Source organism: Streptomyces sp. NPDC007346 (assembly GCF_040703535.1).
Lineage (GTDB): Bacteria > Actinomycetota > Actinomycetes > Streptomycetales > Streptomycetaceae > Streptomyces.
The window spans coordinates 1-24,900 of the sequence record NZ_JBEYKR010000032.1 but is presented as its reverse complement, the minus strand read 5'-3'; the positions used below and the strand labels follow the sequence as shown (position 1 = coordinate 24,900).

General features: G+C 71.7%; 19 protein-coding genes and 1 pseudogene. 10 read left to right on the top strand and 10 right to left on the bottom strand.

Going from position 1 to position 24,900, the window contains the following annotated elements:
- Window positions 1-148 precede the first annotated feature (148 nt).
- The 3 genes from lon to AB0917_RS11860 form a co-directional block, all read right to left on the bottom strand.
- Window positions 149-2,569: an endopeptidase La gene (gene lon, locus AB0917_RS11870; protein WP_366819356.1), complete on the bottom strand. Its 2,421-nt coding sequence runs from the start codon at window positions 2,567-2,569 to the stop codon at window positions 149-151.
- 154 nt (window positions 2,570-2,723) lie between these two features.
- Complete coding sequence (locus AB0917_RS11865; protein WP_366819355.1) at window positions 2,724-6,215, bottom strand: hypothetical protein; 3,492 nt, start codon at window positions 6,213-6,215, stop codon at window positions 2,724-2,726.
- Window positions 6,216-6,228: 13 nt separating this feature from the next.
- Window positions 6,229-6,990: a hypothetical protein gene (locus AB0917_RS11860; RefSeq protein ID WP_366819354.1), complete on the bottom strand. Its 762-nt coding sequence runs from the start codon at window positions 6,988-6,990 to the stop codon at window positions 6,229-6,231.
- 295 nt (window positions 6,991-7,285) lie between these two features.
- Here AB0917_RS11860 and AB0917_RS11855 point away from each other — a divergent pair, with 295 nt between their 5' ends.
- The 5 genes from AB0917_RS11855 to AB0917_RS11835 all read left to right on the top strand — a co-directional run bounded on the left by AB0917_RS11855 (window position 7,286) and on the right by AB0917_RS11835 (window position 14,436).
- Window positions 7,286-7,987, top strand: coding sequence for a spermidine synthase (locus AB0917_RS11855; protein ID WP_366819353.1), 702 nt, complete (start codon window positions 7,286-7,288; stop codon window positions 7,985-7,987).
- Between the two features lie 247 nt (window positions 7,988-8,234).
- Window positions 8,235-8,972, top strand: coding sequence for a response regulator transcription factor (locus AB0917_RS11850; RefSeq protein WP_015611314.1), 738 nt, complete (start codon window positions 8,235-8,237; stop codon window positions 8,970-8,972).
- Complete coding sequence (locus AB0917_RS11845; RefSeq protein WP_366819352.1) at window positions 8,969-10,045, top strand: HAMP domain-containing sensor histidine kinase; 1,077 nt, start codon at window positions 8,969-8,971, stop codon at window positions 10,043-10,045. Before AB0917_RS11850 ends, AB0917_RS11845 begins: the two co-directional genes overlap by 4 nt.
- Window positions 10,046-10,326: 281 nt before the next feature.
- On the top strand, window positions 10,327-14,160 hold the full coding sequence (locus tag AB0917_RS11840) for a multifunctional oxoglutarate decarboxylase/oxoglutarate dehydrogenase thiamine pyrophosphate-binding subunit/dihydrolipoyllysine-residue succinyltransferase subunit (RefSeq protein ID WP_366819351.1): 3,834 nt from the start codon (window positions 10,327-10,329) through the stop codon (window positions 14,158-14,160).
- A 90-nt stretch (window positions 14,161-14,250) separates the two neighbouring features.
- The gene (locus AB0917_RS11835; protein ID WP_003966321.1) at window positions 14,251-14,436 is read left to right on the top strand and encodes a DUF6104 family protein; all 186 of its coding nucleotides are present in this window, start codon (window positions 14,251-14,253) and stop codon (window positions 14,434-14,436) included.
- Between the two features lie 12 nt (window positions 14,437-14,448).
- Here AB0917_RS11835 and AB0917_RS11830 read toward each other — a convergent pair whose 3' ends face one another.
- A complete protein-coding gene (locus AB0917_RS11830) occupies window positions 14,449-15,300 on the bottom strand; it encodes a hypothetical protein (RefSeq protein ID WP_366819350.1) in 852 nt (283 codons plus the stop codon).
- Window positions 15,301-15,452: 152 nt separating this feature from the next.
- Between AB0917_RS11830 and AB0917_RS11825 the strand changes: the two genes are divergently transcribed.
- Together AB0917_RS11825 and AB0917_RS11820 are read left to right on the top strand one after the other, a co-directional pair.
- Window positions 15,453-16,310 (top strand): hypothetical protein, encoded by an 858-nt coding sequence (locus AB0917_RS11825; RefSeq protein ID WP_366819349.1) that lies wholly within the window; start codon window positions 15,453-15,455, stop codon window positions 16,308-16,310.
- A 1-nt stretch (window position 16,311) separates the two neighbouring features.
- Window positions 16,312-17,427 (top strand): helix-turn-helix transcriptional regulator, encoded by a 1,116-nt coding sequence (locus AB0917_RS11820; protein ID WP_366819348.1) that lies wholly within the window; start codon window positions 16,312-16,314, stop codon window positions 17,425-17,427.
- Between the two features lie 279 nt (window positions 17,428-17,706).
- Here the strand turns inward: AB0917_RS11820 and AB0917_RS11815 are convergent, their stop codons facing one another.
- From AB0917_RS11815 to AB0917_RS11790, 6 genes and pseudogenes are all read right to left on the bottom strand, one after another.
- Window positions 17,707-18,285 (bottom strand): Clp protease N-terminal domain-containing protein, encoded by a 579-nt coding sequence (locus AB0917_RS11815; protein ID WP_366819347.1) that lies wholly within the window; start codon window positions 18,283-18,285, stop codon window positions 17,707-17,709.
- Window positions 18,285-18,494: a sigma factor-like helix-turn-helix DNA-binding protein gene (locus AB0917_RS11810; RefSeq protein WP_006127526.1), complete on the bottom strand. Its 210-nt coding sequence runs from the start codon at window positions 18,492-18,494 to the stop codon at window positions 18,285-18,287. Before AB0917_RS11810 ends, AB0917_RS11815 begins: the two co-directional genes overlap by 1 nt.
- Window positions 18,495-18,525: 31 nt before the next feature.
- Window positions 18,526-19,065 carry a GNAT family N-acetyltransferase gene (locus tag AB0917_RS11805; RefSeq protein ID WP_366819346.1) on the bottom strand — a complete coding sequence of 180 codons (540 nt, stop codon included), beginning with the start codon at window positions 19,063-19,065 and terminating at the stop codon, window positions 18,526-18,528.
- Window positions 19,058-19,489 (bottom strand): annotated as a pseudogene (locus AB0917_RS11800) (endoglycoceramidase); the annotation flags it as partial. The pseudogene AB0917_RS11800 and the gene AB0917_RS11805, both read right to left, overlap by 8 nt.
- 211 nt (window positions 19,490-19,700) lie before the next feature.
- Window positions 19,701-20,669, bottom strand: coding sequence for a zinc-binding dehydrogenase (locus tag AB0917_RS11795; RefSeq protein WP_366819345.1), 969 nt, complete (start codon window positions 20,667-20,669; stop codon window positions 19,701-19,703).
- A 176-nt stretch (window positions 20,670-20,845) separates the two neighbouring features.
- Complete coding sequence (locus AB0917_RS11790) at window positions 20,846-22,087, bottom strand: NADP-dependent malic enzyme (RefSeq protein WP_366819344.1); 1,242 nt, start codon at window positions 22,085-22,087, stop codon at window positions 20,846-20,848.
- 526 nt (window positions 22,088-22,613) lie between these two features.
- Here AB0917_RS11790 and AB0917_RS11785 point away from each other — a divergent pair.
- From AB0917_RS11785 to AB0917_RS11775, 3 genes are all read left to right on the top strand, one after another.
- Complete coding sequence (locus AB0917_RS11785) at window positions 22,614-23,576, top strand: ABC transporter substrate-binding protein (RefSeq protein ID WP_366819343.1); 963 nt, start codon at window positions 22,614-22,616, stop codon at window positions 23,574-23,576.
- 28 nt (window positions 23,577-23,604) lie between these two features.
- Complete coding sequence (locus AB0917_RS11780) at window positions 23,605-24,573, top strand: amino acid ABC transporter permease (RefSeq protein WP_366819342.1); 969 nt, start codon at window positions 23,605-23,607, stop codon at window positions 24,571-24,573.
- Window positions 24,570-24,900: ATP-binding cassette domain-containing protein (locus AB0917_RS11775; protein ID WP_366819341.1), on the top strand; the 331-nt coding region annotated here is incomplete at its 3' end. The genes AB0917_RS11780 and AB0917_RS11775, both read left to right, overlap by 4 nt.

The window sequence follows — 24,900 nt, the reverse complement described above, 5'->3', positions numbered from 1 at the left end:
CGTACAGGCACCGCGTCGCCGTACGAGCGCCGCACGGCCCCGTACACGCGGAGCCGTACACGCCGGACGGCCCGCCCCCCGTCGACTCGGGAAGCGGGCCGTCCGTACCGGCCACGCACCTGATGCCGCGCCCGTCACAGCGTGGCGCTCAGGCCGCGGCCGGGATCCTCTCCTCCGTCCGGGCCGAAGCCGGGCTGAGGGCGATCTCCAGCACCTGGCGGACGTCGGTGACCGGGCGGACGTCCAGCTTCTCCAGCACCTCGGCCGGGACGTCGTCCAGGTCGGCCTCGTTGCGCTGGGGGATCACCACGGTGGTGATGCCCGCGCGGTGGGCCGCCAGCAGCTTCTGCTTCAGGCCGCCGATCGGCAGCACCCGGCCGGTCAGCGAGACCTCACCGGTCATCGCCACATCCGTACGGACCAGCCGTCCGGAGAGCAGCGAGGCCAGGGCGGTCGTCAGGGTGATACCGGCGCTCGGGCCGTCCTTGGGGACCGCGCCCGCCGGGAAGTGGATGTGCACGCCCCGGTCCTTGAGGTCGGCGACCGGCAGCTCCAGCTCCGCTCCGTGCGAGCGCAGGAAGCTCAGCGCGATCTGCGCCGACTCCTTCATGACGTCCCCGAGCTGACCGGTCAGGGTCAGTCCGGACGCCCCGGTCTCCGGGTCGGCGAGCGACGCCTCGACGAAGAGGACGTCACCGCCCGCCCCGGTCACCGCGAGCCCGGTGGCCACGCCCGGCACGGCGGTGCGGCGCTCGGCCGGGTCCTGGGCGGACTCCGGCACGTGGTGCGGGCGCCCGATGAGGCCGCGCAGGTCGGCGTCGGTCACCGTGAACGGCAGCTCGCGGTCGCCCAGTTCGTGCTGGGCCGCGACCTTGCGGAGCAGCCGGGCCACGGACCGCTCCAGATTCCGTACGCCCGCCTCGCGGGTGTACTCGCCGGCCAGCTTGCGCAGCGCCGACTCCTCCAGGGCGACCTCGTCCTTCTCCAGACCGGCCCGCTCCAGCTGGCGCGGCACGAGGTGGTCCCGGGCGATGACGACCTTCTCGTCCTCGGTGTAGCCGTCCAGCCGGACCAGCTCCATGCGGTCGAGCAGGGCCTCGGGGATGGCTTCGAGCACGTTGGCGGTGGCCAGGAAGACGACGTCGCTGAGGTCGAGTTCGACCTCCAGGTAGTGGTCGCGGAAGGTGTGGTTCTGCGCGGGGTCGAGCACTTCGAGGAGGGCGGCGGCCGGGTCGCCCCGGAAGTCGGAGCCGACCTTGTCGATCTCGTCGAGCAGGACGACCGGGTTCATCGAACCGGCCTCCTTGATCGCCCGCACGATGCGGCCGGGCAGCGCGCCCACGTACGTACGCCGGTGGCCCCGGATCTCCGCCTCGTCCCGGACACCGCCGAGCGCGACCCGGACGAACTCACGGCCCATGGCGTGCGCCACGGACTCCCCGAGCGAGGTCTTGCCGACGCCGGGCGGCCCGACGAGGGCGAGGACGGCACCACCACGGCGGCCACCCACCACACCGAGCCCCCGGTCGGCACGCCGCTTGCGCACCGCGAGGTACTCGGTGATCCGCTCCTTCACATCGGCGAGGCCGGCGTGTTCGGCGTCCAGGACCTCCCGGGCGCCGCGGATGTCGTAGGCGTCCTCGGTGCGCTCGTTCCACGGCAGTTCGAGGACGGTGTCCAGCCAGGTGCGGATCCAGGACCCCTCAGGAGACTGGTCACTGGCCCGCTCCAGCTTCTCGACCTCCTTGAGCGCGGCCGTACGGACGTGCTCGGGCAGACCGGCGGCCTCGACGCGGGCCCGGTAGTCGTCGGACTCGTCCTCCGGGTCGCCGTTGAGCTCGGACAGCTCCTTGCGTACGGCGTCCAGCTGGCGGCGCAGCAGGAACTCGCGCTGCTGCTTGTCGACGCCCTCCTGGACGTCCTTGGCGATGGACTCGGCGACATCCTGCTCGGCGAGGTGCTCGCTCAGCCACTGGATGGCGAGCTTCAGCCGCGCGACGGGGTCCACGGTCTCCAGGAGCCGGACCTTCTGCGCGGTGGTGAGGAAGGGCGAGTACCCGGAGTTGTCGGCGAGGGCGGAGAGGTCGTCGATCTGCTGCACCCGGTCCACGACCTGCCAGGCGCCGCGCTTCTTCAGCCAGCTGGTGGCGAGCGCCTTGTACTCCTTGACGAGCTCGGCGGCGGAGCCGGGCAGGGGGTCGGGGGCGGCGGTGTCGAGCACGGTCCCCTCCACCCAGAGCGCCCGCCCGGGGCCGCTGGTCCCGGCGCCGATGCGGATCCGGTCACGGGCCCGGATGAGCGCGCCCGGATCGCCGTCCGACAGGCGTCCGACCTGCTCGACGGTGCCGAGGACACCGGTCCCCGTGTACGTCCCGTCGATCCGCGGGACCAGCAGCACCTCGGGCTTGCCGCCGCCGGGGCGGGCGGCGGCCTGCGCGGCCTCGACGGCGGCGCGCACCTCGGTGTCGGACAGGTCCAGCGGCACCACCATGCCGGGCAGGACGACCTCGTCGTCGAGCGGCAGCACGGGCAGGTCGATCGGTGTGAACGCCTTGGACTCGTTAGTCATGATCTCCCCTTCGGCAGGCAAGTTGAGCTATGTGGACTCAATGCTTGTGAGCCGCCGAATGTTCCCCAGGGGGTGTTCGCTCTGAGCGATCAGGCGTGCAGGGGGTGCCCTCCGCGGGTGGCCCGCCACCGTGCCGGTCCGCCTCGGCCGGCCATCACGCGAGCAGCGATGCCTTCAGGCGCAGCGCCGGCTCCCGCAGCAGCGGGTCGGTCGCGGTGCCGGCGCAGTGGCCCACGAGTGCGCGGGCGTGAGCGAGACGGCGGTCGGCCCAGCGGCGGGAACCCGTCGACTCCGGCGCGCGCCCCGTCGCGGCGGGGCCGGATCGGCCGACCGTCAGGTGCTCCGCCAGGAACACCGCCCTGACCAGCGCGAACGCCTGATAGGCCGGGAGCACGTCGGCAGCGGCGACCGTGTCCGGGTGTCCCAGGGCCCTGAGCTCGTCCAGGTACACCCGGCACAGGGCCTCCCGCTCCGGCCAGTCGCTCTCCTTCAGGCTCAGTGCCGCGTGGTCCTCGATCAGCTGCGCCACCTCGTAGAGCAGGGGGAAGCGCCCGTGCGGCTCCAGGTCGAGGGCCACCACATCACCGGAGTCGGTGATCAACCAGTTCTCCGCGTGGGCGTCCCGGCCTGGCACCGACACCGGCGGCCACCGGACCGCCGCCGCCCAGCTCTCCGCCAGCCCTTGGGCGTCGGGGAGGGCGAGTCTCGTGGCCCGCTTCTCCAGTTCGGCCGCCACGGACGCGTGTGCGCGGGCCGCCTCCTCGGGTCCGCCCGGGTCCGCGATCCCGCTCGACCACACGTGAATGCGGGCCAGGTACCGCAGAGCGTTGCCCACGTGCTCCCGCGGTGAGCGTCCACGGCCTTCGTACGCCTCGGCGATGACGCCTGCGAGGCTGCGGCCCACGGCGCGGCGGGAGGCGAGAACCGTGTCCGGGGGAAGTGCGCGGCCATGGGCGAAGTCGGACGGCAGCGCCACCAGGGCGAGCACCTCCGGCAGCCTCATCCAGCGGGGGGCGGCGGTGTCGCGCAGGTACTGCCCCAAGGAGGCGAGGTGCGACTGTTCGGCTTCCGCCTCGGCGTGGTAGGTCGGCTTCAGCACCAGGGTGGTGGAGAGCAGCCGGTGCGGGTCGTCGAGGACGAAGGTCTCCGACCGCCCGCCGAGCACCGTCCGGCGGAAGGGCTGCGAATACACCGCTGCCCGCGCCGCCCGCTCGTAGAACAGATCCTGCTCGCCGGCCCACACGGCGGCACGGAGCCGGTCCGTCCCGGCGTCCCCGGGCCGCGAGGGCGTGGCGGCCTCCGGCTCCTGCGGCGGTGCCTCCACGGTGGCCGAGGAAGCCGCCATGCCGGCGAGTTGCAGCAGCGGCCACGGCCAGCCGGGGGCGAGCCCGCACGCCTCCAGCGCCAGCTCGACCGCGGTCACGAACTCCTGCGGGTCCCGGGTCGACCGCCACAGCCGCTGGTGGCCCGCGGCCGACACGCTGAGGTTCTCAGGGGAACGGTCCCCCGCGTCGCGGGCCCGCGCCTTGTGCGCCAGCGCGGTGTGGAGGGCCTGCACGTCTCCGGCGCGCGCCAGGCGGAGGTACGCGTCGCCCAGCGGGCCCTGGACGTTGCCGACCGCGTCCCCCGAGTCGCTGGTCCGCTCCAGCCAGTCGATCGCCTCACGGAGGTGTTCCCTGTCCTGGGTGAGGGCGCTCAGGCGCAGGCAGGTCTCGCCGAGGTACCTGGTCACGTGCTCACGGACGAGCGGCTGCTCCGCCGGGGCAGCCGTCGTGGGAGGTACGCCCTCCGCCGCAACCTCCTCCTCGAGGCAGGCCAGCAGGACTTCACGTGCCTCGTGCAGCAGCATGACGGCGGCCTCGGTGTCCCCCGTCTCCGTGAGGAGGACCTTGGCATGGTGAAACGCGGCCCTGCCGAGGTCGAACTCGACGCGTCGACGGCGGACGGTCGACTCACGGACGGCGTCACCGAAGTAGGTGTAGGCCCGTGCGGCCGGGTTGTCGAAGGGGGGCGGCTGTGGCTCTCGCGTCGCCGCACCGTCCGCCGCCCGCCATTGCCGGTCCAACTTGCCGAACAACATGCCCAGTTGGGTGGACAACCAGGGGCGGTTCTCGGCCGAGTCCGTCTCCCGTAACGCGTGGAGCGTCGTCAGCGTGGCGCGTACGCGGTCGAGGTCGGCCTCGTCCGCCTGGGCGACGAGCAGCCGGGCGGCCCAGACGAGGGGGCGGGCGGTCAGCGACTCGGTCGGCCCGCAGGCCAGGAGCGCGTCGAGCCGGGTCCGCAGCTCCACCGGATCGGGGGCGGCCCAGGCGTCAGGGTCCGACAGGTCGTCGGACGACGCCTCCTTCGGGGGCCAGAGGGCCAGGACCGCGGTGGCACGCCACAACTCGCGGGCGAACCGTTCCCTGGGCTCGCCGAGCCGGCCCGGATCGGCCACGCAGAGAAGGTGGGCCTCCTGCGCGAGCGCGTGGGAGGCGGCGAAGTCCTTGGCGCGGTACAGGTGGATGGCGTAGTCGATCAGCGCCGAGGGGAACGCGGAGCCCTGGACCGGTGTGGCGTGGGAGGCGCTCCAGCGCATGTCCTCGATCGCGGCGGCGTAGTGGGCCTGGGCCTCGTCGAGACGCCGGAGCACCTGGAGCGTACGGGCCATGCCCGCTCGGGCGACGCCCTGGTTGTGGCGCAGCATGACGAGCCGGAAGCCGTGTTCCCCGCCGACGGCCCGGTCCTGTGCCTCCTGGAAGTGACGAAGCGCTTCCTCGTACGCCTCCAGCGCGGCTGTGCGGCGGGCGACGGCCGCGACTTCGTCGGGGAGGTCCGGGACGCCGGACTCGCCGTCGGGTAGCGGTGCGTCGGGCCCTCGGGACAGCCGTTCGGCGTCGGCGCCCACGACCGACTGAGCCTTGCGCAGATACAGCTCGCCCCGCGCGAACAGCCAGGGGAACGAGCCGGAGACGTGGGGCCGGGCCCGGACGGCCAGCTCGTCGGCCTCGGCCCACAGCGTGGGCAGCTCCGCCCGGTCCTGCACCAGCCGGTGGAGGACCTCCAGGTGAAAGGCGAAATGCTCGGCGCTGGTGTCGCCGCGCTCCTCGGCCAGGCGCAGATCGTCCCTCGCGCCGTGCAGCAGGACGAGAGGGGAGGGGTCCTGTCGGGCGATGATGAGACGGGTGACCCCGCGCATCCCGCGCCAGATCCTGCCCGCGGGCCCCTTGGCCAGGTGGGCGTCGTTCGGTTCGACGACGTCCCAGCAGCGCAGGGCCTCGGTGAGCAGATGGAGGACGTCGCCCGAACCCGTGCTCATCAGCTCCTTGGACCGCTGGTACAGCGAGCCGGACAGGTACAGGTGGACATGGCACCAGGTCGCCTTCCACCGCAGGTCGCCGAGGTGCGGCCGGAGCCGGGAAGGCCCGAGTCCGAACACGCGGCGCAGGGCGAGGCAGGCGATGACGGCGTCCTCCTCCGGGAGCTTGCCGTACGTCGCCTTCCAGACCTCCCCGGCGACGGTGACACCGGCGTCGGGGTCGGGGTCCAGCAGCTTCGCGAAGTCTCCTTCGCCGAAGCGGGCCATGACCCGCCCGAGCAGATCCGGGGTGAGGTCGATGCCCAGGGCCGAGGCCTCGGCATGCAGGAGGGCCAGGGGGTCGTCCACGTGGTGTCACCTCTCAGCGCACGGGCTGGATGTCCTCGCGCACACGTCGGTCGCCGATGAGAAAGGCGGACTGGGGCAGGATCAGGTGAGGTCCGGACCGGCCTCGCAGGATGTCCTGCCGCGTGGCGCCGACCACCTGGGAGTCGCCCTGGGCCCTGGACAGGGCGAGCAGGGCCGTACGCAGCTCGTCGGCCTCGGACCGGTCGCACAGGAGGTCGTACACCTCCATGAACCGGATCTGCCGGTACTGCTCGCCCGGGACGTCCCACGGCCCGTCGATCACCTTGCGGACCGGGGAGAACCCCACCGCCTGCGACAGGTGTGTCAGCTCGGGATGGCCGGTCTCGCCCAGCTCCTCCGCCAGCTCGCGGCGCAGGCAGTCCGCCGCGGGCTCCCGGCCCGTGCCGCGGTGCAGCCACCGGGCGAAACCGGGCACCATGACGGCCGGAAGGAAGCCCCGCAGGTCGTACTTCATGACGTCACGCGTGCGGCCTTCCGGATCGAACCGCAGCTTGTCGAGGCCGCGACGCTCCGAGTCGTGGTACTTCACCACCCCACCCGGCGGGCCGAACGTTCCCGGCCGGGTGGGGGAGCCGAAGAGGACGTAGTGGTCCTCGTCCTGCACGCGTAACAGGACGGCCACCGAGACACGGACCCTGCGGCGGGGTGTGAGCAGCAGTCGCAGCAGTGACAGATGGTGCCGGTTGCGCACCAGCGTCCGGCCGATCCAGCCCAGCAGCGCCACAGCAGCGCCGACCAGGATCTTCTCGATCATCAAGCCCCCGTAAGACGATCGAAGCCGTCCTTCGCAGCCCCCGCTGCGGGCGGTCTTCGTAGTCCAGAGATTATGGCCCGAGGTTCTCACTGTGCAGCAGAACGGCCAACTCCCGGTCCGACCGGGTCATTTCGTTCCCGGGCTCCGAGCCCGGGAACGTCGCTGCGCTCCCCCGCACCGCCCCGGCCCCACGGCCACCCTTAAGCGGCGGCCGGAGCTGATCGCCGACGACGTCGTACCGTCCGTCGCCCTGGCCCACCGGCCGTACGCGTGCCCGGCTCCTAGAATCCGGGGCATGGAGCCCGACACCTTCATCCGCGCCACGATTCCCCCCGCCCCCGTCACCCTGGACCGCCGCGAAGGACCCTTCGGCGAGGTCGCCCTGCGCGAGCGCGGGGAGCACTTCGAGATCATCGCCAACGGCTGCTTCCTGATGGACACCTCCGACGGGCGCTCCGAGCGGCTGCTGATCGACGCCGCCCTGGCCGCCCTGCCCGCCGGGCGCACCAGCCCCTCCGTGCTGATCGGCGGGCTCGGGGTGGGCTTCTCGCTGGTGCGGGCCGCCGAGGAGGCACGGTGGGGGCGGATCGCTGTCGTGGAGCGGGAGCAGGCGATCGTCGACTGGCACCGGCAGGGGCCGCTGGACCGGATCTCCGGGGCGGCGCTGGCCGATCCCCGGACCGAGGTCCTCCACACGGACCTGGTCGCCCACCTCCGTACCACCACGGAGCGTTACGACGCGCTCTGCCTGGACATCGACAACGGGCCCGACTGGACCGTCACGGAGGACAACGGGAGCCTCTACTCCCCCGCCGGTCTGGCCCACTGCCTCGACCGGCTGACCCCGGGCGGCGTGCTCGCCGTCTGGTCCGCGCAGCCGTCACCGGCCTTCGAACAGGCATTGCGGAATGCCGGGTTCAGCAGGGTTGTCACCGAAGAAGTGGCTGTTGCCCGAGGTGTGCCCGACGTGGTCCATCTCGCATCGAAGGGTTGCTGAAGGGGGCGCGAAACCCCCACGCGGTATGCACGGTCCAGTGGTGAGGCGGTCATCGGGGGACAAGGCCGACGATCCACCGCCCCGCCCGAGCCGAACGCGTACCCTCGGGGCAACACCCTGCGTAGCCGAGAGCCCTCCGCTGCCTTTACGCTGCTGACCGGCACATAGGGATCACCCACGAAATCCACGAGCGAAGACCGTGCCTTGCGGGGGTTGGCCCCCCGTGAGAACGGGCAGGGGCGGGGCGATGGAACAGACACACACCACCCACAACGGCGTCGCGGCCACCCCGGGGGCCCAGCGCCGGGTGCTGGTGGTCGAGGACGACGCCACGATCGTCGATGCCATTGCCGCCCGGCTGCGGGCGGAGGGCTTCCTGGTGCAGACCGCACTGGACGGGCCCGCCGCCGTGGACGCGGCCGAGGCGTGGCAGCCCGACCTGATGGTGCTCGACATCATGCTCCCGGGCTTCGACGGCCTGGAGGTCTGCCGCCGGGTGCAGGCGCAGCGCCCGGTGCCGGTGCTGATGCTCACCGCGCGCGACGACGAGACCGACATGCTGGTCGGGCTCGGGGTCGGCGCCGACGACTACATGACCAAGCCGTTCTCCATGCGGGAGCTGGCCGCCCGGGTGCACGTCCTGCTGCGCCGGGTGGAGCGTGCCGCGCTGGCCGCCGTCACGCCGCGCAGCGGGATACTGCGCCTCGGCGAGCTGGAGATCGACCACGCGCAGCGCCGGGTGCGGGTGCGCGCCGAGGACGTCCACCTCACGCCGACCGAGTTCGACCTGCTGGTCTGCCTGGCCAACACCCCGCGCGCGGTGCTCTCCCGGGAGCAGTTGCTGGCCGAGGTCTGGGACTGGGCGGACGCCTCGGGGACCCGTACGGTCGACAGCCACATCAAGGCGCTGCGCCGCAAGATCGGCGCCGAGCGGATCCGTACGGTGCACGGCGTGGGTTACGCCCTGGAGACCCCGGCTCCATGACCCGGCCAGGGTCGGGGATGCGGCCCTTCTCCATCAAGGCCAAGCTCGGCACGCTCGTCGTGGTCTCGGTGTTCATCACCACGGGGCTGCTGATCGTCGCCCTGCGGACGCGGACCGAGTTCCAGTTCATCACGGTGTTCTCGGTGATCGCGACGCTGCTGATCACCCAGTTCGTGGCGCACGGTCTGACCGCGCCGCTGGACGAGATGAGAGCGGTGGCCCGGTCGATCTCGCACGGCGACTACACGCGCCGGGTGAGCGGCGCCGGGCGGCGGGACGAGCTGGGCGACCTGGCCCAGACGATCAACCGCATGGCGGACGACCTGGAGGCGGAGGACCGGCACCGCAAGGAGCTGGTCGCCAACGTCTCCCACGAGCTGCGCACCCCCATCGCGGCGCTGCGGGCCGTGCTGGAGAACGTGGTGGACGGGGTCTCGGCCGCCGATCCCGAGACGATGCGTACGGCGCTGAAGCAGACGGAGCGGCTGGGCCGGCTGGTGGAGACGCTGCTGGACCTGTCCCGGCTGGACAACGGGGTGGCGGCGCTCAAGGCGCGCCGCTTCGAGGTGTGGCCCTACCTTTCGGGCGTACTGAAAGAAGCCAATCTCGCCGCGTCCCAGCGACACCTGTCGTCGGGGTCGGGCAACCACTCCCGTACGGACGTCCATCTGCACCTGGACGTCTCGCCGCCGGAGCTCACCGCGCACGCGGACGCCGAGCGGCTGCACCAGGTGGTGGCCAACCTCATCGACAACGCGGTCAAGCACAGCCCGCCGCACGGCCGGGTGACGGTCCTGGCGCGGCGCGGTGCCTACCCGGAGTCGCTGGAGCTGGAGGTCATGGACGAGGGCCCCGGCATCCCGGAGGCGGAGCGCCACCGGGTCTTCGAGCGGTTCAACCGGGGCCAGGCCCCCTCACCGCACGGTCCGGGCAGCGACGGCGGTACGGGACTGGGGCTCGCCATCGCCCGCTGGGCGGTGGATCTGCACGGCGGCCGGATCGGTGTGGCCGAATCCGCGCGGGGCTGCCGGATCCAGGTCACACTTCCGGGATCGTCCGGGCGACGCGGTTGACGGCACGGTTGACATAGGGTCGAACCGGAAGGGCACGTTCTCCGTGTCCTGCCCGAAGGGGATCTGAAGGGGATACGGTCGAAGGACCGTATCCACGGTCCTGCGTACCCGAAGTGCAGTGGAACTTCGCTTGTTTCCCGCCATTTCCTGCGCCGAAACCCGCGTTGCGATGTGATGTGCACGACGAAGCACCGGCCCGGTCTGCAAGGAACGGTTTGGGGGGCGTAGCCTTGATTTCCGCTGTCCATCACCTTGTGAAGCGGAAGAGGGCGGTTGCCGCCGTGTCGTCTCAGTCCCCCAGTAACTCGAGCATCTCGACCGACCAAGCCAGCCCGGGAACCAACCCGGCCGCCGCGTTCGGCGCCAATGAGTGGCTCGTCGACGAGATCTACCAGCAGTACCTCCAGGATCCCAGTTCGGTCGATCGCGCCTGGTGGGACTTCTTCGCCGACTACAAGCCGGGCACCTCCGGCACGGCGGACAAGCCCGTTCCCGGCGCCGCAGCCTCGGGGGCTGCGGCGGCTCCGGCCCCGGCCGCCCCGGCGCAGCCCGCCGCTCCGGCCAAGCCCGCCGCCGCTCCGGCGGCAGCCCCGGCGCAGGCCGAGCCGGCCGACGCCAAGCCCGCGGCCGCCAAGCCCGCCGAGGCCAAGGCCGCCCCGGCCCCCGCGAAGCCCGCGGCGGCCAAGCCCGCGGCGGCGCCCGCCAAGGCGAAGGAAAAGGCGGACGAGGCCACCGAGGCCCCGGCCGGCCCCGAGTACGTGACGCTGCGCGGCCCCTCGGCCGCCGTCGCGAAGAACATGAACGCCTCGCTGGAGCTGCCGACGGCCACGTCCGTCCGCGCGGTCCCGGTGAAGCTGCTCTTCGACAACCGCATCGTCATCAACAACCACCTCAAGCGCGCCCGCGGCGGGAAGATCTCCTTCACGCACCTCATCGGGTACGCGATGGTGCAGGCCCTCAAGGCCATGCCGTCGATGAACTACTCCTTCGCGGTGAAGGACGGCAAGCCGACCCTGGTCAAGCCGGAGCACATCAACCTCGGCCTCGCCATCGACCTGGTGAAGCCGAACGGCGACCGCCAGCTGGTCGTCGCGGCCATCAAGAAGGCCGAGACGCTCAACTTCTTCGAGTTCTGGCAGGCGTACGAGGACATCGTCCGGCGCGCCCGCATCGGCAAGCTCGGCATGGACGACTTCACCGGCGTCACCGCCTCGCTGACCAACCCCGGCGGGATCGGCACCGTCCACTCGGTGCCCCGCCTGATGCCCGGACAGGGCCTCATCATGGGCGTCGGCGCGATGGACTACCCGGCGGAGTTCCAGGGCACCTCCCAGGACACCCTGAACAAGCTCGGCATCTCGAAGGTCATGACGCTCACGTCGACCTACGACCACCGGGTCATCCAGGGCGCCGCCTCCGGCGAGTTCCTGCGGGTCCTGAGCCAGCTGCTGCTCGGCCAGAACGACTTCTACGACGAGATCTTCAAGGCGCTGCGCATCCCGTACGAGCCGGTCCGCTGGCTCACGGACATCGACGCGTCGCACGACAACGACGTGACGAAGGCCGCGCGGGTCTTCGAGCTGATCCACTCCTACCGGGTCCGCGGCCACGTCATGGCCGACACCGACCCGCTGGAGTACCGCCAGCGCAAGCACCCCGACCTCGACATCACCGAGCACGGCCTCACCCTGTGGGACCTGGAGCGGGACTTCGCGGTCGGCGGGTTCGCCGGCAAGTCGCTGATGAAGCTCCGCGACATCCTCGGCGTGCTGCGTGAGTCGTACTGCCGCACCACCGGCATCGAGTTCATGCACATCCAGGACCCGAAGCAGCGCAAGTGGCTCCAGGACCGGGTGGAGCGGCCCCGCGCCCAGCAGCCCGAGCGCGAGGAGCAGCTGCGCATCCTGCGCCGGCTGAACGCGGCCGAGGCGTTCGAGACCTTCCTCCAGACCAAGTACGTCGGTCAGAAGCGGTTCTCGCTGGAGGGCGGCGAGTCCGTCATCCCGCTGCTCGACGCGGTCATCGACTCCGCCGCCGAGGCCCGCCTCGACGAGGTCGTCATCGGCATGGCCCACCGCGGCCGCCTGAACGTGCTGGCGAACATCGTCGGCAAGTCGTACGCGCAGATCTTCCGCGAGTTCGAGGGCAATCTCGACCCGCGCTCGATGCACGGCTCGGGCGACGTCAAGTACCACCTGGGCGCCGAGGGCACCTTCACCGGTCTGGACGGCGAGCAGATCAAGGTCTCGCTGGCCGCCAACCCCTCGCACCTGGAGGCGGTCGACCCGGTCCTGGAGGGCATCGCCCGCGCCAAGCAGGACATCATCAACAAGGGCGGCACGGACTTCACGGTCCTGCCCGTCGCGCTCCACGGCGACGCGGCCTTCGCGGGCCAGGGCGTCGTCGCCGAGACGCTGAACATGTCGCAGCTGCGCGGCTACCGCACCGGCGGCACCGTGCACGTGGTGATCAACAACCAGGTCGGCTTCACCGCCGCCCCGGAGTCCTCGCGCTCCTCGATGTACGCCACCGACGTGGCGCGCATGATCGAGGCGCCGATCATCCACGTCAACGGCGACGACCCGGAGGCCGTGGTCCGCGTCGCGCGGCTCGCCTTCGAGTTCCGGCAGGCGTTCAACAAGGACGTCGTGATCGACCTCATCTGCTACCGCCGCCGCGGTCACAACGAGGGCGACAACCCGGAGTTCACCAACCCGCAGATGTACACCCTGATCGACAAGAAGCGCTCGGTGCGCAAGCTCTACACCGAGTCGCTGATCGGTCGCGGCGACATCACGCTGGAAGAGGCGGAGCAGGCGCTCCAGGACTTCCAGGGTCAGCTGGAGAAGGTCTTCGCCGAGGTCCGCGAGGCCACCTCGCAGCCGGCCGCCCCGCACGTGCCGGAGCCGCAGGCCGCGTTCCCGGTCGCCGTCGACACGGCGGTCTCCGCGGAGATCGTCAAGCGGATCGCCGAGTCGCAGGTCAACATCCCCGAGTCGATCACCGTCCACCCCCGTCTGATGCCGCAGATGCAGCGTCGCGCGGCCTCGGTGGAGAACGGCACGATCGACTGGGGCATGGGCGAGACCCTGGCCATCGGTTCGCTGCTGATGGAGGGCACCCCGGTCCGGCTCGCCGGCCAGGACAGCCGCCGCGGCACGTTCGGCCAGCGCCACGCGGTCCTGGTGGACCAGGTCACCGGCGAGGACTACACCCCGCTGCTGTACCTCACCGAGGAGCAGGCCCGGTACAACGTCTACGACTCGCTGCTCAGCGAGTACGCGGCGATGGGCTTCGAGTACGGCTACTCGCTGGCCCGCCCGGAGTCGCTGGTCATCTGGGAGGCCCAGTTCGGTGACTTCGTCAACGGCGCGCAGACCGTCGTGGACGAGTTCATCTCCTCGGCCGAGCAGAAGTGGGGCCAGACCTCCGGCGTCACGCTGCTGCTGCCGCACGGCTACGAGGGCCAGGGCCCGGACCACTCCTCCGCCCGCCCGGAGCGCTTCCTCCAGATGTGCGCGCAGGACAACATGACGGTCGCGATGCCGACCCTGCCGTCGAACTACTTCCACCTGCTGCGCTGGCAGGTGCACAACCCGCACCACAAGCCGCTCATCGTCTTCACCCCGAAGTCGATGCTGCGCCTGAAGGCCGCGGCGTCGAAGATCGAGGAGTTCACCACCGGCGGCTTCCGCCCGGTGATCGGCGACGACTCGGTCAAGGCGGAGGAGGTCCGCAAGGTCGTCTTCTGCGCGGGCAAGCTCTTCTACGACCTGGACGCCGAGCGGGAGAAGCGCGGCGACACGGAGACCGCGCTCATCCGGCTGGAGCGGCTGTACCCGCTGCCGGGTGCGGAGATCCAGGCCGAGATCGCCAAGTACCCGAACGCCGAGAAGTACCTCTGGGCCCAGGAGGAGCCGGCCAACCAGGGTGCGTGGCCGTTCATCGCGCTCAACCTGATCGACCACCTGGACCTGGCCGTCGGCGCGGACGTGCCGCACGGCGAGCGCCTGCGCCGCATCTCGCGGCCGCACGGCTCGTCCCCGGCGGTCGGCTCGGCCAAGCGTCACCAGGCGGAGCAGACGCAGCTGGTCAACGAGGTCTTCGAGGCCTGAGGACCGCATCACCGCATGTCCCGGGGACCCGGTTCCGCGCTTGTCGCGGGGCCGGGTCCCCGGCGTTTCCCGGCTCGTTATCCTTTTCGCATGTACTTCACGGACCGTGGCATCGAGGAACTGGAGAAGCGGCGCGGCGAGGAGGAGGTCACCTTCGAGTGGCTCGCCGAGCAGCTGCGTACGTTCGTCGATCTCAACCCCGACTTCGAGGTGCCCGTCGAGCGCCTGGCGACCTGGCTGGCCCGGCTGGACGACGAGGACGACGAGGACGCCTAGGCCCAGGGCCGTCTACGGCCTCTCCGCGCTCTCCCTGGCCCGGTGGTAGGCGAGCCCCAGCGCGCCCTGCACGAGGAGTACGGCCCCGGCGGCCGCCCATCCCCCGCTGCGGCGGCGGGCGCCCCACAGCAGGAGCGGGAGCCCGGCCGCGAGCTGGACGGCCGCCACGGCACGGGCGCGGGGGCCGCGCACCCAGGGGCCGAGGCTGCTGGACTCCACCGCGTCGAGCTCGGCCCGTACGGCATCGCGCCACCCCGCCCACTCGATGCGCTCCGCCCCGCGCTGCACCCCGGCGACGCTGCGCAGCCGGTCGGCGCTCTCCCCCGGGCCGAGCCCGGCCGGCAGGGTGAGTCCCGTACGGGCCAGGACCGCGAGCAGGCCGCGCAGCCGGGCCTCGGCGTCCGACTCGGGGTCGGGCCGGGTCAGCTCCTCCAGGGCCTGGAGGTCCAGTACGGGGTCGAGGCCGAGCCGGGCCGCGAAGGTGCGCATCGCCTCGTCCTCGCCCGCCGGGGTGCCGTCGGCCAGCCAGATGTAGCCGACGGGGCGGCGGAATCCGGCGGCGAGGGTGTATCCGGCCCGGTCGCCGTCCCACCACAGGGCGAGCACCGGCCAGGTGGAGCCGACGGCCAGGGCGGCGGCCCAGCCGCCGAGGACCCGGTCGACGGGCTCGGGGTCGCCGCCGGACGAGTCGCCGCCGCCGGAAGGGCCGGGACCCCGCCAGGGCTTCCCCTCCGGTACGAGGGCGCTCCACTCCTCGCCCGCGCGCGTCAGCAGCATCTGCTCGCGCAGCAGGTGGGCGAGCGGCCGTACGGTCTCGGGGTCGGCGCGGCACAGCAGGAGCGCCCCCGTGGATGTCGCGTTCATGTGCCACACGCTAGGGCAATTTGCCCATGTCTGATGCGCTTTGTTCGCATGCGGCCCCCATGAGGGCGCTTGACTTCACCCAACCGCGATATATCGTGTTCATCACGAGACGCGATATGTTGCGTCATCATCGTCTCCGGGAGGTCACATCCATGGCTGTGTCGAAGCGGACCGTCAGCGAGCCGCAGAAGCTCACCTTCGACGACCCGGTGACCGCGCTCCAGGTACGCGTCGTCGGCGGCACGGTCAACGTCGTGGGGAGCGACGAGCCGGGCGCCCGGCTGGAGGTCTCCGCCATCGAGGGCCCGCCGCTCGTCGTGACGCACGAGGACGGCCGCCTGACCGTGGCGTACGACGACCTCCCCTGGCAGGACCTGCTGCGCTGGCTCGACCCCAACGGGCGGTGCCGCAGTGCGGTGGTCTCGCTCGTCGTGCCCACCGCCGCCTCGGTGGAGGTCGGGGTGGTCGGCGCCGGGGCCGTCGTCTCCGGGATCGGCGGACGCACCGACGTACGCGGCATCACCGGCGACATCACCCTCGTCGGGCTGACGGGCGCGGTCCGCGGGGACTCCGTCTCGGGCAGCCTGGAGGCCCAGCGCGTCACCGGGGACCTGCGCTTCCACTCGGTGGCCGGTGATCTGACGGTGGTCGACGGGGCGGGCGCCTCGGTCCGCGCCGAGTCGATCAGCGGTGACATGGTGCTGGACGTCGACTCCTCGGGCAGGCCCACCGACATCAGGCTGACCACGGTCTCCGGCGAGATCGCGATCCGGCTGCCGCACCCGGCCGACGCCAGGGTCGAGGCCAACACCGCGAGCGGGGCCGTCTCCAACGCCTTCGAGGACCTGCGGGTCGGCGGGCAGTGGGGCGCGAAGAAGATCACCGGCACACTCGGCGCCGGGACGGGGACCTTGAAGGCGACGACCGTCTCCGGTTCGATCGCCCTGCTGCGCAGGCCCTCCGCCGAGGACGACACGTACGGTGCCGAGCCGACCGGAAAGGTTCTCTGACATGCCCCCTGTTTTCGCCCACGGCCGTCTGCGCCTGTACCTGCTCAAGCTCCTGGACGAGGCCCCGCGCCACGGCTACGAGGTGATCCGCCTCCTGGAGGAGCGCTTCCAGGGCCTGTACGCCCCCTCCGCGGGCACCGTCTACCCCCGGCTGGCCAAGCTGGAGGCCGAGGGGCTGGTCACCCACGCCACCGAGGGCGGCCGCAAGGTCTACTCGATCACCGACGCCGGGCGCGCGGAGCTGGCGGGCCGCAGCGGTGAACTGGCCGATCTGGAGCTGGAGATCCGCGACTCCCTGGCCGAACTGGCCGCCGAGATACGCGACGACGTGCGCGGGGCGGCGGGCCGGCTCCGCAGCGACGTGCGGGCGGCGACCTCCGATTCCCGGCAGGGGACGGGGGGCGACGGCGCGAAGGACAGCGCCGGGGACGGTGTCGAGGGTGGTGCCGAGGACGGCGCCGAGGAGAGGAAGTCCTCCTCCCCCTTCGGGGACTTCGGCGACTTCGGCGACAGCGAGGCGTGGCGCAACGCCAAGGAGGAGCTGCGCCGGGCCAAGCAGGAGTGGAAGGAGCAGGCGCGCCGGGCGAAGGACGAGTCGCGGCGCGCCCGTGAGGAGGCCCAGCAGGCCCGCCGCCAGGCCAAGGAGGCCCAGGACAGGGCGCGCGAGCAGATGCAGAACGCCGCCCGCCAGGTGCAGGAGCACTTCGCCCGGGGCGACTGGCCCTCCGGCGTACGGGAGGGACTGGCCGAGATCACCGGCCAGCTCGGCGGCTTCGCCCGCTCGGGCGGCTGGACCTCGTTCGGCAAGCCCTGGCCCGCCGGCCCCGGGACCGCCGACTCCGAGGCGGCCGAGGCCCCCGGGTCCGACGCCCCCTCCGACTGGGGCAGCGACGTCCCGGTCACCGGCGACCCGGCGCGCGACCTGGACCGCCTGCTGGACCGGTTCCGCGACACCGTCCGGGACACGGCCCGCGACCACGGGGTGACGGAGGACCAGTTGGCCGAGGCCCGGGGCCACCTGGGCGCGGCGGCGGCGCGGATCGAGGCGCTGCTGACACCGGAGGGCGCGGAGGACGCGGGGGGCGCGGAGGATACGAAGGGCCCCGGGAAGCGCTGAGAGCCCGGGAGCGCGGCGGGGGTGGGCGCCTTGCCGGTACGGGGCACCCGCCCCCTACCGCGAGGCCTACGCCCCCTTCTACGCCCTGCTTGAGGGCTTCCCGCGCCCTGCGCGGGGCCTCCCGTTCCCCGCGTGAGGACTTCCCGCGCCCCACGCGGGGCCTCCGGTGCCCCACGTGGGACCTTCCGAAGGCCCCGCGTGGGGCTTCCCGTGCCCTGCGCGGGGCCTCCGGTGCCCCGTGTAAGGCCTTCCACGCCCCACGTGGGACCTTCCGCGCCATCACCCCGCCTCGGCGTGCCCCTGCCCGTCGGCCTCGGGCCCGTACAGCGCCCCCAGCACGGTCACGTAGGTCGCCCCGTGTTCGGCGAGGACGTCGGCGACGGTTCCGGGGGTCGCCGTGAAGGCCAGGAGCAGGTGCTCCTCGCCGATGAACCGGTCGCCGCGCCCCAGGGCCACCCGCAGCGACTTCTCCAGGATGCTCTTCGCCCCCGGGGTGAAGGGGCGGTGCCCCGACCACCACCGGCGGCTGCCCCGGTCGGCGGCGAGAGCGCCCTCGCCGTGGGCCCCCTCCACCCGGTCCACGACGGCGCCGACGTCGATCCCGATCCCCGCGAGGGCCTCCGCGTCGGCCTTCGTCAGCCCGCCCCGGCGGCGGGCCTCGGCGAAGGAGGCGTCGAGGGAGGCGCGGCGGCCGGTCAGCCCGAGGGCGGTGAGGGCGGCGGAGGCCCGGCCCCCCTTCTGTTCCAGCAGGGCGAGCAGCAGGTGCTCCTCGGTGACCGATGCGGCCCCGACGCGCTCCGCCTGCGCCACGGCCCCCTTTACGGTCACGCGGGCCCCTTGAGTGAACCGTTCGAACATCAGCGCCTCCCGTACTTCTTGTGCACGGCCTGCCGGCTGACGCCCAGCTCGGCGGCGATCTCCTGCCACGACCATCCCTGGACGCGGGCACTGCGTACCTGTACGGCTTCGAGCTGCTCCAGCAGCCGCCGCAGCGCGGCCACCGCCCGCAGCCCGACACGCGGGTCGCGGTCACCGGCGCGTGCGGCCAGATCCGTTGCTTCGGTCATGGTGTCAACCTACATTGACACACCCTTTCCGTCAATCAAAGTTGACGACATCGTCCGCCAGCCGGGCGTGGCGCTCGATGTCGTACCGCACGTCGCCGTAGCGCAGCTTGGCCCGCTCGAGCCCTTCGACCGCGAACCCGGCCCGTGCGGCGACCCGGCAGGAGGCGGGGTTGTCGGTGCGGTGGCCCAGCTCCAGCCGGTACAGGCCGAGCTCACCGAACGCCCACCGCGCCAGCGCCCGTACTCCGGCGGAGGCGACGCCCCGGCCGCGCGCCGCCTCGGTGGTCCAGTAGGAGACCCAGCCCCGGTCGTGGATCCGGGTGACGGCGTCGACGGCCACGCAGCCGAGCGGATCGCCCTCCTCCCCCACGACGGCCCAGGAGTAGCCGGTCCGGGCCCCCCTCTCCCGCGTACGGCTCGCGATCCAGGTCAGCGCCCCCACCCGGTCGGAGACGGGCCGGTCCGTCTGCCGGTCCATCTCGGCCGGGGCGAAGGCGCGGAGCACGGCGGAGGCGTCGGCGGGGTGCCAGGGGCGGAGCAGGAACCCTTCAGGGGTGGTCAGTTCATCCATGCGGGCCACCCTCCCGCACGGTCACCACCACCGGTGCCCCGGGCCACGCCAGGACGGCCACCCGTCCCCCGTGCGGCGCCCTGCCGAGGAGGCGGGCGGGGCCGGTGACGAAGACGCGCCAGCCCCGGGAGGACGGGGGCAGGGAGAGCTCGGTGGTGCCGGGGCGGGCGGCCGCCCGGTAGGCGAGCCGGTAGAAGCGGCTCTGCGCGTCGTACGCCTCGGAGCGGACCGTCCCCGCGACGGCCGGGGCGTACGGGGTCGCCGTCTGCTCCTTGTTCGTGCGGAAGCGGCCGTGCTCGTCGACCGCGCAGTAGCCGCCGCCGTAGCACCAGACGTACCCGGCCCAGCCGGAGCTGTAGCGGTTCAGGGAGGCGACGGCCTCGCGGTGGAAGCGGCCCATGTTGGGCAGGGAGTTGTTCAGCGGCGGCGGGATGGAACGTTGATACGCCGACGTGGCCGCGGCGGGTGCGGATGCGGGTGCTGGGTGCGCCGAGGCGGCGGGGGCGAGGGCCCCCGCCGCCAGGACGGACGCGATGACAACTGCCATGAGTGCTCTGCCCATTTGCATGGGCCGCATCCCATCAGCAGAGCTGACGCCCCATCAAGAGCCAGTCAAGGCCGGGTTCTTCCCGCCCCTACGCGGTCGGCCCGAGCACGATCTTCCCGAACTGCTCGCCGTCGGCCAGCCGTTGGAACCCCTCACGGGCCCGGTCCAGCGGCAGCACCTCGTCGATGACCGGGCGGACCCCCGTCGTCGCGCAGAAGGCGAGCAGGTCCTCCAGCTCGTCCTTGGACCCCATGGTGGAGCCCACGACCTTCAGCTCCAGGAAGAAGATCCGGGTCAGCTCGGCGTGCGAGGGCCGGTCCCCGCTGGTGGCCCCCGAGATGACGAGAGTGCCGCCGGGGCGCAGCGACTTCACCGAGTGGGACCAGGTGGCGGCCCCGACGGTCTCGATGACGGCGTCCACCCGCTGGGGGAGCCGCGCCCCGGGCTCGTACGCCTCCAGCGCGCCGAGCTCCACGGCCCGCTTGCGCCGGGTCTCGTCGCGGCTGGTGGCGAAGACCCGGAGCCCGGCGGCCTTCCCGAGGACGATCGCGGCGGTGGCGACCCCGCCGCCCGCGCCCTGGACGAGCACCGCATCGCCCGGCCGCACCCCGGCGTTGGTGAAGAGCATGCGGTACGCGGTGAGCCAGGCGGTCGGCAGGCAGGCGGCCTCCTCGAAGGAGAGCTCCTTCGGCTTGGGCAGCACGTTCCAGGTGGGGACGGCGACCTGCTCGGCGAAGGTGCCCTGGTAGCGCTCGGTGAGGATGGAGCGCGGCTCCCTGGGGCCGACCCCGTGCCCGGACTGGCCGATCACGGAGTGCAGGACGACCTCGTTGCCGTCCTCGTCGATGCCGGCGGCGTCACAGCCGAGGATCATCGGAAGCCGGTCCTCGGCGAGGCCCACGCCCCGCAGCGACCAGAGGTCGTGGTGGTTGAGGGAGGCGGCCCGGACGGTGATGGTGCTCCATCCGGCACGCGCCTGGGGGGCCGGGCGTTCGCCCAGCTCGAGGCCGTTGAGAGGCTGGTCGGGGTCGATGCGGGCTGCGTAGGCGGCGAACATGGCTCGACGATAGGCCGGGCGGGGCGACGGCGTAACCGCCTGCGCGTGTGACGCACACCAATTGCCTACGCGCCCCTCCGGCGAGCGAGGGGCCGGGGCCCGGGGCCCCGGAATCGGCGACGGGCGGGGCCCCGTGCACCGGGCCCCGCCCCGCCATCACCCGCGTGACGCCGGCGTCAGCGCCGGGCCACGCCCTCCGCACGCGCGGCGGCGGCCACCGCGGCCGTCACCGCCGGGGCGACCCGCTCGTCGAACGGCGACGGGATCACGTAGTCCGCCGCCAGCTCATCGCCCACCACGTCCGCCAGCGCGTTCGCCGCGGCGATCTTCATGCCCTCCGTGATCCGGGAGGCCCGCACCTGGAGCGCCCCCGCGAAGATCCCCGGGAAGGCCAGCACGTTGTTGATCTGGTTCGGGAAGTCGGAGCGCCCGGTCGCCACCACCGCCGCGTACTTGTGCGCGATCTCGGGGTGGACCTCCGGGTTCGGGTTGGCCATCGCGAAGACGTACGCGCCGGGCGCCATCGACGCCACCGCCGCCTCCGGGACCGTACCGCCGGAGACGCCGATGAAGACGTCCGCACCGGCGAGCGCCTTCTCCAACGACCCGGAGATTCCTGCCCGGTTGGTGAGCTCGGCCAGCTCGCGCTTGACGTCGGTCAGGTCGTCCCGGTCCTGGCTGACGATGCCCTTGCGGTCGGCCACCGCGACATCGCCGATGCCGGCCTCCAGCAGGAACTTGGCGATGGCCACGCCCGCCGCGCCCGCACCGGAGATGACACCGCGCAGGTCACCGAGCGTGCGCCCGGAGAGCCTGGCGGCGTTGCGCAGGGCGGCGAGGGTGACGACGGCGGTGCCGTGCTGGTCGTCGTGGAAGACCGGGATGTCGAGCCGCTCCTGGAGCTTGCGCTCGATCTCGAAGCACCGGGGGGCCGAGATGTCCTCCAGGTTCACCCCGCCGAAGGAGGGGGCGAGCCGGACGACCGTCTCGACGATCTCGTCGGCATCGGTGGTCGCGAGCGCGATCGGCACCGCGTCGACGCCGCCGAACTGCTTGAAGAGGATGGCCTTGCCCTCCATCACGGGGAGGGACGCCTCGGGCCCGATGTCACCGAGGCCGAGCACGGCGGTGCCGTCCGTCACGACGGCCACGACCTGGGACTTCCAGGTGTAGTCGTGGACGAGCTCGGGGTTGTCGGCGATGGCGCTGCACACCTTGGCCACGCCGGGTGTGTAGGCCAGGGAGAGGTCGTCCTTGTCCCGGATCGGGACGGTGGACTGAACGGCCATCTTCCCTCCCCGGTGGAGGGCGAAGGCCGGATCGAAGGGCTCGTCGGCCCCGGTGTCCGCTGCGCTCGTGCGCTGGATGCCGCTGTCGGTGGTGCTGTCGCTGCGAGGATTGACGATCTCCGCTGCCATGGTGTTGACCCCTTAAGTCTTCATCGTTTGAGGGTGGCCACTCCTGGTTGAGGAGGGGTGGGCGGGCACCGCGTACGTGCCCTGCGCCGAGCGGTTGGCCCGCCCCGGCAGGGAGAGGTACATACGCGCGGGCGCGCCGCACACGCGCCCTGAGCCCCGGATGAGGGGTGTAAACGTCTTTCTTACCGGACCAACCCGCTCTCGCACGAGTCCATTCCGAGGCGGTGACGTGACTCATAGTCGAATATCTGGACAAGTCGGCAGACCGGCATAAATGCCGCCCGGTGGGAGAGACACGCCGAAGATTCTCCGGCGGTGGCGATGGTTCGCGGCAGATGGTCCGGTCCTGACGTACCGGTCACGCGAGTTCGGGGGTCGCCCGTTATCCGATTTTGACATGGCCGGGCCCCTGAATCGGCCAGTCCAAATGGCAGGATGCCGTCATCACACAAGGTGGCGACACTCGAAGGTGCGTGCCCAGCCGCCCCGAAAGCACGCTCACCCTCACCTGCCGGAGGATCCCGACATGACCGCAAGCATCATGCGTCGCAAGACCGCGAAGTCCCGGATTGCGGCGGTCGGCGCCATCGCGGTCGCCGGCACCCTGCTGCTCACCGCCTGCGGCGACCAGACCGACAGCTCCTCCTCGGAGGTCGGCAGCGGTACGGCCACCAAGGCCGGCGCCCCGCTCTTCGCCAAGCTGCCGGAGAAGTACCAGAAGTCGGGTGTCATCAAGGTCGGTACGAACGCCGAGTACGCCCCGATGGAGTCCGTCGAGAACGGCAAGATCGTGGGCGTCGACCCCGACATCGCCGAGGCCCTCGGCAAGCAGCTGGGCGTGAAGTTCGAGTTCACCTCCGGCTCCTTCGACGGGCTGATCACCGCCCTCAACTCCGGCCGCCACGACATCGCCATGTCGTCCATCACGGACAACAAGCAGCGCCAGGAGGGCCTGGACGACTCCGGCAAGAAGCTGGGCGAGGGCGTCGACTTCGTCGACTACTTCCTCGCCGGCACCGCCGTGTACACGAAGAAGGGCAACCCGCAGAACATCAAGTCCATCGAGGACCTCTGCGGGAAGGCCGCCGCCGTCCAGCGCGGCACCACCTACGAGGAAGCCCTCAAGAAGCAGTCCAAGGCCTGTACGGACGGCGGCAGGAAGGCTGTCAAGATCGAGTCGTTCGAGAACGACACCGAGGCCCAGACCCGGGTCAAGTCCGGCGGCTCGGTCGCCGGTGTCAACGACTACCCGGTCGCGGTCGACCTGGCCCGCAAGGCCGACGGCGGCAACGCCTTCGAGGTCGTCGGCGACCAGATCGACGCGGGCCCGTTCGGCATCGCCGTCAAGAAGGACAACACCGGGCTGCGGGACGCCCTGAAGGAGGCCGTCGACGCGATCATCGCCGACGGCTCGTACCAGAAGGTGCTCGACAAGTGGGGCGCCGGCACGGGAGCGATCGACAAGGCCGCCATCAACGGCGGCAAGTGACCGGACGCTTCACCGAAGGGCAGTCACGATGACTGACAAGTTCGACAAGACACCCGCCGGTTCACCGGCCGGTCCGGTGTCCGTCTCCAAGGCCGCCACCACGGCCCCGGAGAACATCAAGGCCATCCCCGTCCGCCACGTCGGCCGCTGGATCAGCGGCGTCGTGGTCATCGGCCTCCTCGTGGCCCTGGCGTACGCCTTCTCCCAGGGCAACATCCAGTGGCACGCCGTGGGCGACAAGCTGTTCGACAGCAACGTCGTCGCCGGAGCCGGCCGCACCCTGATGGTCAGCGTCCTGGCCATGGTGCTCGGCGTGATCCTCGGTGTCGTCCTGGCCGTGATGCGGCTGTCGAAGAACCCGGTCACCAGCTGGGTGGCGTGGCTGTACATCTGGTTCTTCCGGGGCACCCCGGTCTACGTCCAGCTGCTGCTCTGGTTCAACCTGGCGCTGATCTTCCCGGTCCTGAACATCCCGTTCATCTACAAGGACGAGATGACGGACGTCATGACCCCGTTCATGTGCGCCCTGCTGGGGCTCGCCCTGAACGAGGCCGCCTACATGGCGGAGATCTGCCGCGCCGGCATCCAGTCGGTGGACGAGGGCCAGACCGAGGCCTCGCACGCGCTGGGCATGACCCAGGCGAAGACCATGCGCCGCGTGGTCCTGCCGCAGGCGCTGCGGGTGATCATCCCGCCGACCGGCAACGAGTTCATCAACATGCTGAAGACCTCCTCGCTGGTCTACGCGGTCACGTACAACGAACTGCTCCGCTCCACCTCGCAGATCGGCTCCACGTCGTACGCGGTGATGGAGATGCTGTTCGTCGCGTCCATCTGGTACATCGTGATGACCAGCGTGTTCAGCGTCGGCCAGTACTACCTGGAGCGCCGCTTCGCCCGCGGCTCGCTGCGCTCTCTGCCGCTCACCCCGTGGCAGCGCGTCAAGGTCAACCTCGCCGCGTTCGGCAACCGGCCCTCCGGAGGTGTCTCCGCATGACCACTCCCATGGTGAAGGCCGAGGGCGTCCACAAGTCCTTCGGCGCCGCCCACATCCTCAAGGGCATCGACCTGGAGGTCGCCCCGCGTGAGGTGTTCTGCCTGATCGGCCCGTCGGGCTCCGGCAAGTCGACGTTCCTGCGGTGCATCAACCACCTGGAGCAGATCAACGCCGGCCGGCTCTGGGTCGACGGCGAGCTGGTCGGCTACCGGCAGAAGGGCGACAAGCTCTACGTCCAGCCAGCCCTTGAGCTGCTGCTGCTCGCGCTGGGCAGCCGCCTTGAGCTGGTCGTCACTGCTGATCTTTTCGGGCCAGCGACCACGGGTG

Excerpts from the sequence above, each read along its gene's own strand:
- AB0917_RS11855 (WP_366819353.1), top strand. The coding sequence starts at position 7,286 with ATGGAGCCCGACACCTTCATCCGCGCCACGATTCCCCCCGCCCCCGTC.
- lon (WP_366819356.1), bottom strand. The coding sequence starts at position 2,569 with ATGACTAACGAGTCCAAGGCGTTCACACCGATCGACCTGCCCGTGCTG.
- AB0917_RS11810 (WP_006127526.1), bottom strand. The coding sequence starts at position 18,494 with ATGACCGAAGCAACGGATCTGGCCGCACGCGCCGGTGACCGCGACCCG.
- AB0917_RS11785 (WP_366819343.1), top strand. The coding sequence starts at position 22,614 with ATGACCGCAAGCATCATGCGTCGCAAGACCGCGAAGTCCCGGATTGCG.
- AB0917_RS11805 (WP_366819346.1), bottom strand. The coding sequence starts at position 19,065 with ATGGATGAACTGACCACCCCTGAAGGGTTCCTGCTCCGCCCCTGGCAC.
- AB0917_RS11830 (WP_366819350.1), bottom strand. The coding sequence starts at position 15,300 with ATGAACGCGACATCCACGGGGGCGCTCCTGCTGTGCCGCGCCGACCCC.
- AB0917_RS11790 (WP_366819344.1), bottom strand. The coding sequence starts at position 22,087 with ATGGCAGCGGAGATCGTCAATCCTCGCAGCGACAGCACCACCGACAGC.
- AB0917_RS11815 (WP_366819347.1), bottom strand. The coding sequence starts at position 18,285 with ATGTTCGAACGGTTCACTCAAGGGGCCCGCGTGACCGTAAAGGGGGCC.
- AB0917_RS11835 (WP_003966321.1), top strand. The coding sequence starts at position 14,251 with ATGTACTTCACGGACCGTGGCATCGAGGAACTGGAGAAGCGGCGCGGC.
- AB0917_RS11825 (WP_366819349.1), top strand. The coding sequence starts at position 15,453 with ATGGCTGTGTCGAAGCGGACCGTCAGCGAGCCGCAGAAGCTCACCTTC.
- AB0917_RS11850 (WP_015611314.1), top strand. The coding sequence starts at position 8,235 with ATGGAACAGACACACACCACCCACAACGGCGTCGCGGCCACCCCGGGG.
- AB0917_RS11860 (WP_366819354.1), bottom strand. The coding sequence starts at position 6,990 with ATGATCGAGAAGATCCTGGTCGGCGCTGCTGTGGCGCTGCTGGGCTGG.
- AB0917_RS11780 (WP_366819342.1), top strand. The coding sequence starts at position 23,605 with ATGACTGACAAGTTCGACAAGACACCCGCCGGTTCACCGGCCGGTCCG.
- AB0917_RS11820 (WP_366819348.1), top strand. The coding sequence starts at position 16,312 with ATGCCCCCTGTTTTCGCCCACGGCCGTCTGCGCCTGTACCTGCTCAAG.
- AB0917_RS11795 (WP_366819345.1), bottom strand. The coding sequence starts at position 20,669 with ATGTTCGCCGCCTACGCAGCCCGCATCGACCCCGACCAGCCTCTCAAC.
- AB0917_RS11845 (WP_366819352.1), top strand. The coding sequence starts at position 8,969 with ATGACCCGGCCAGGGTCGGGGATGCGGCCCTTCTCCATCAAGGCCAAG.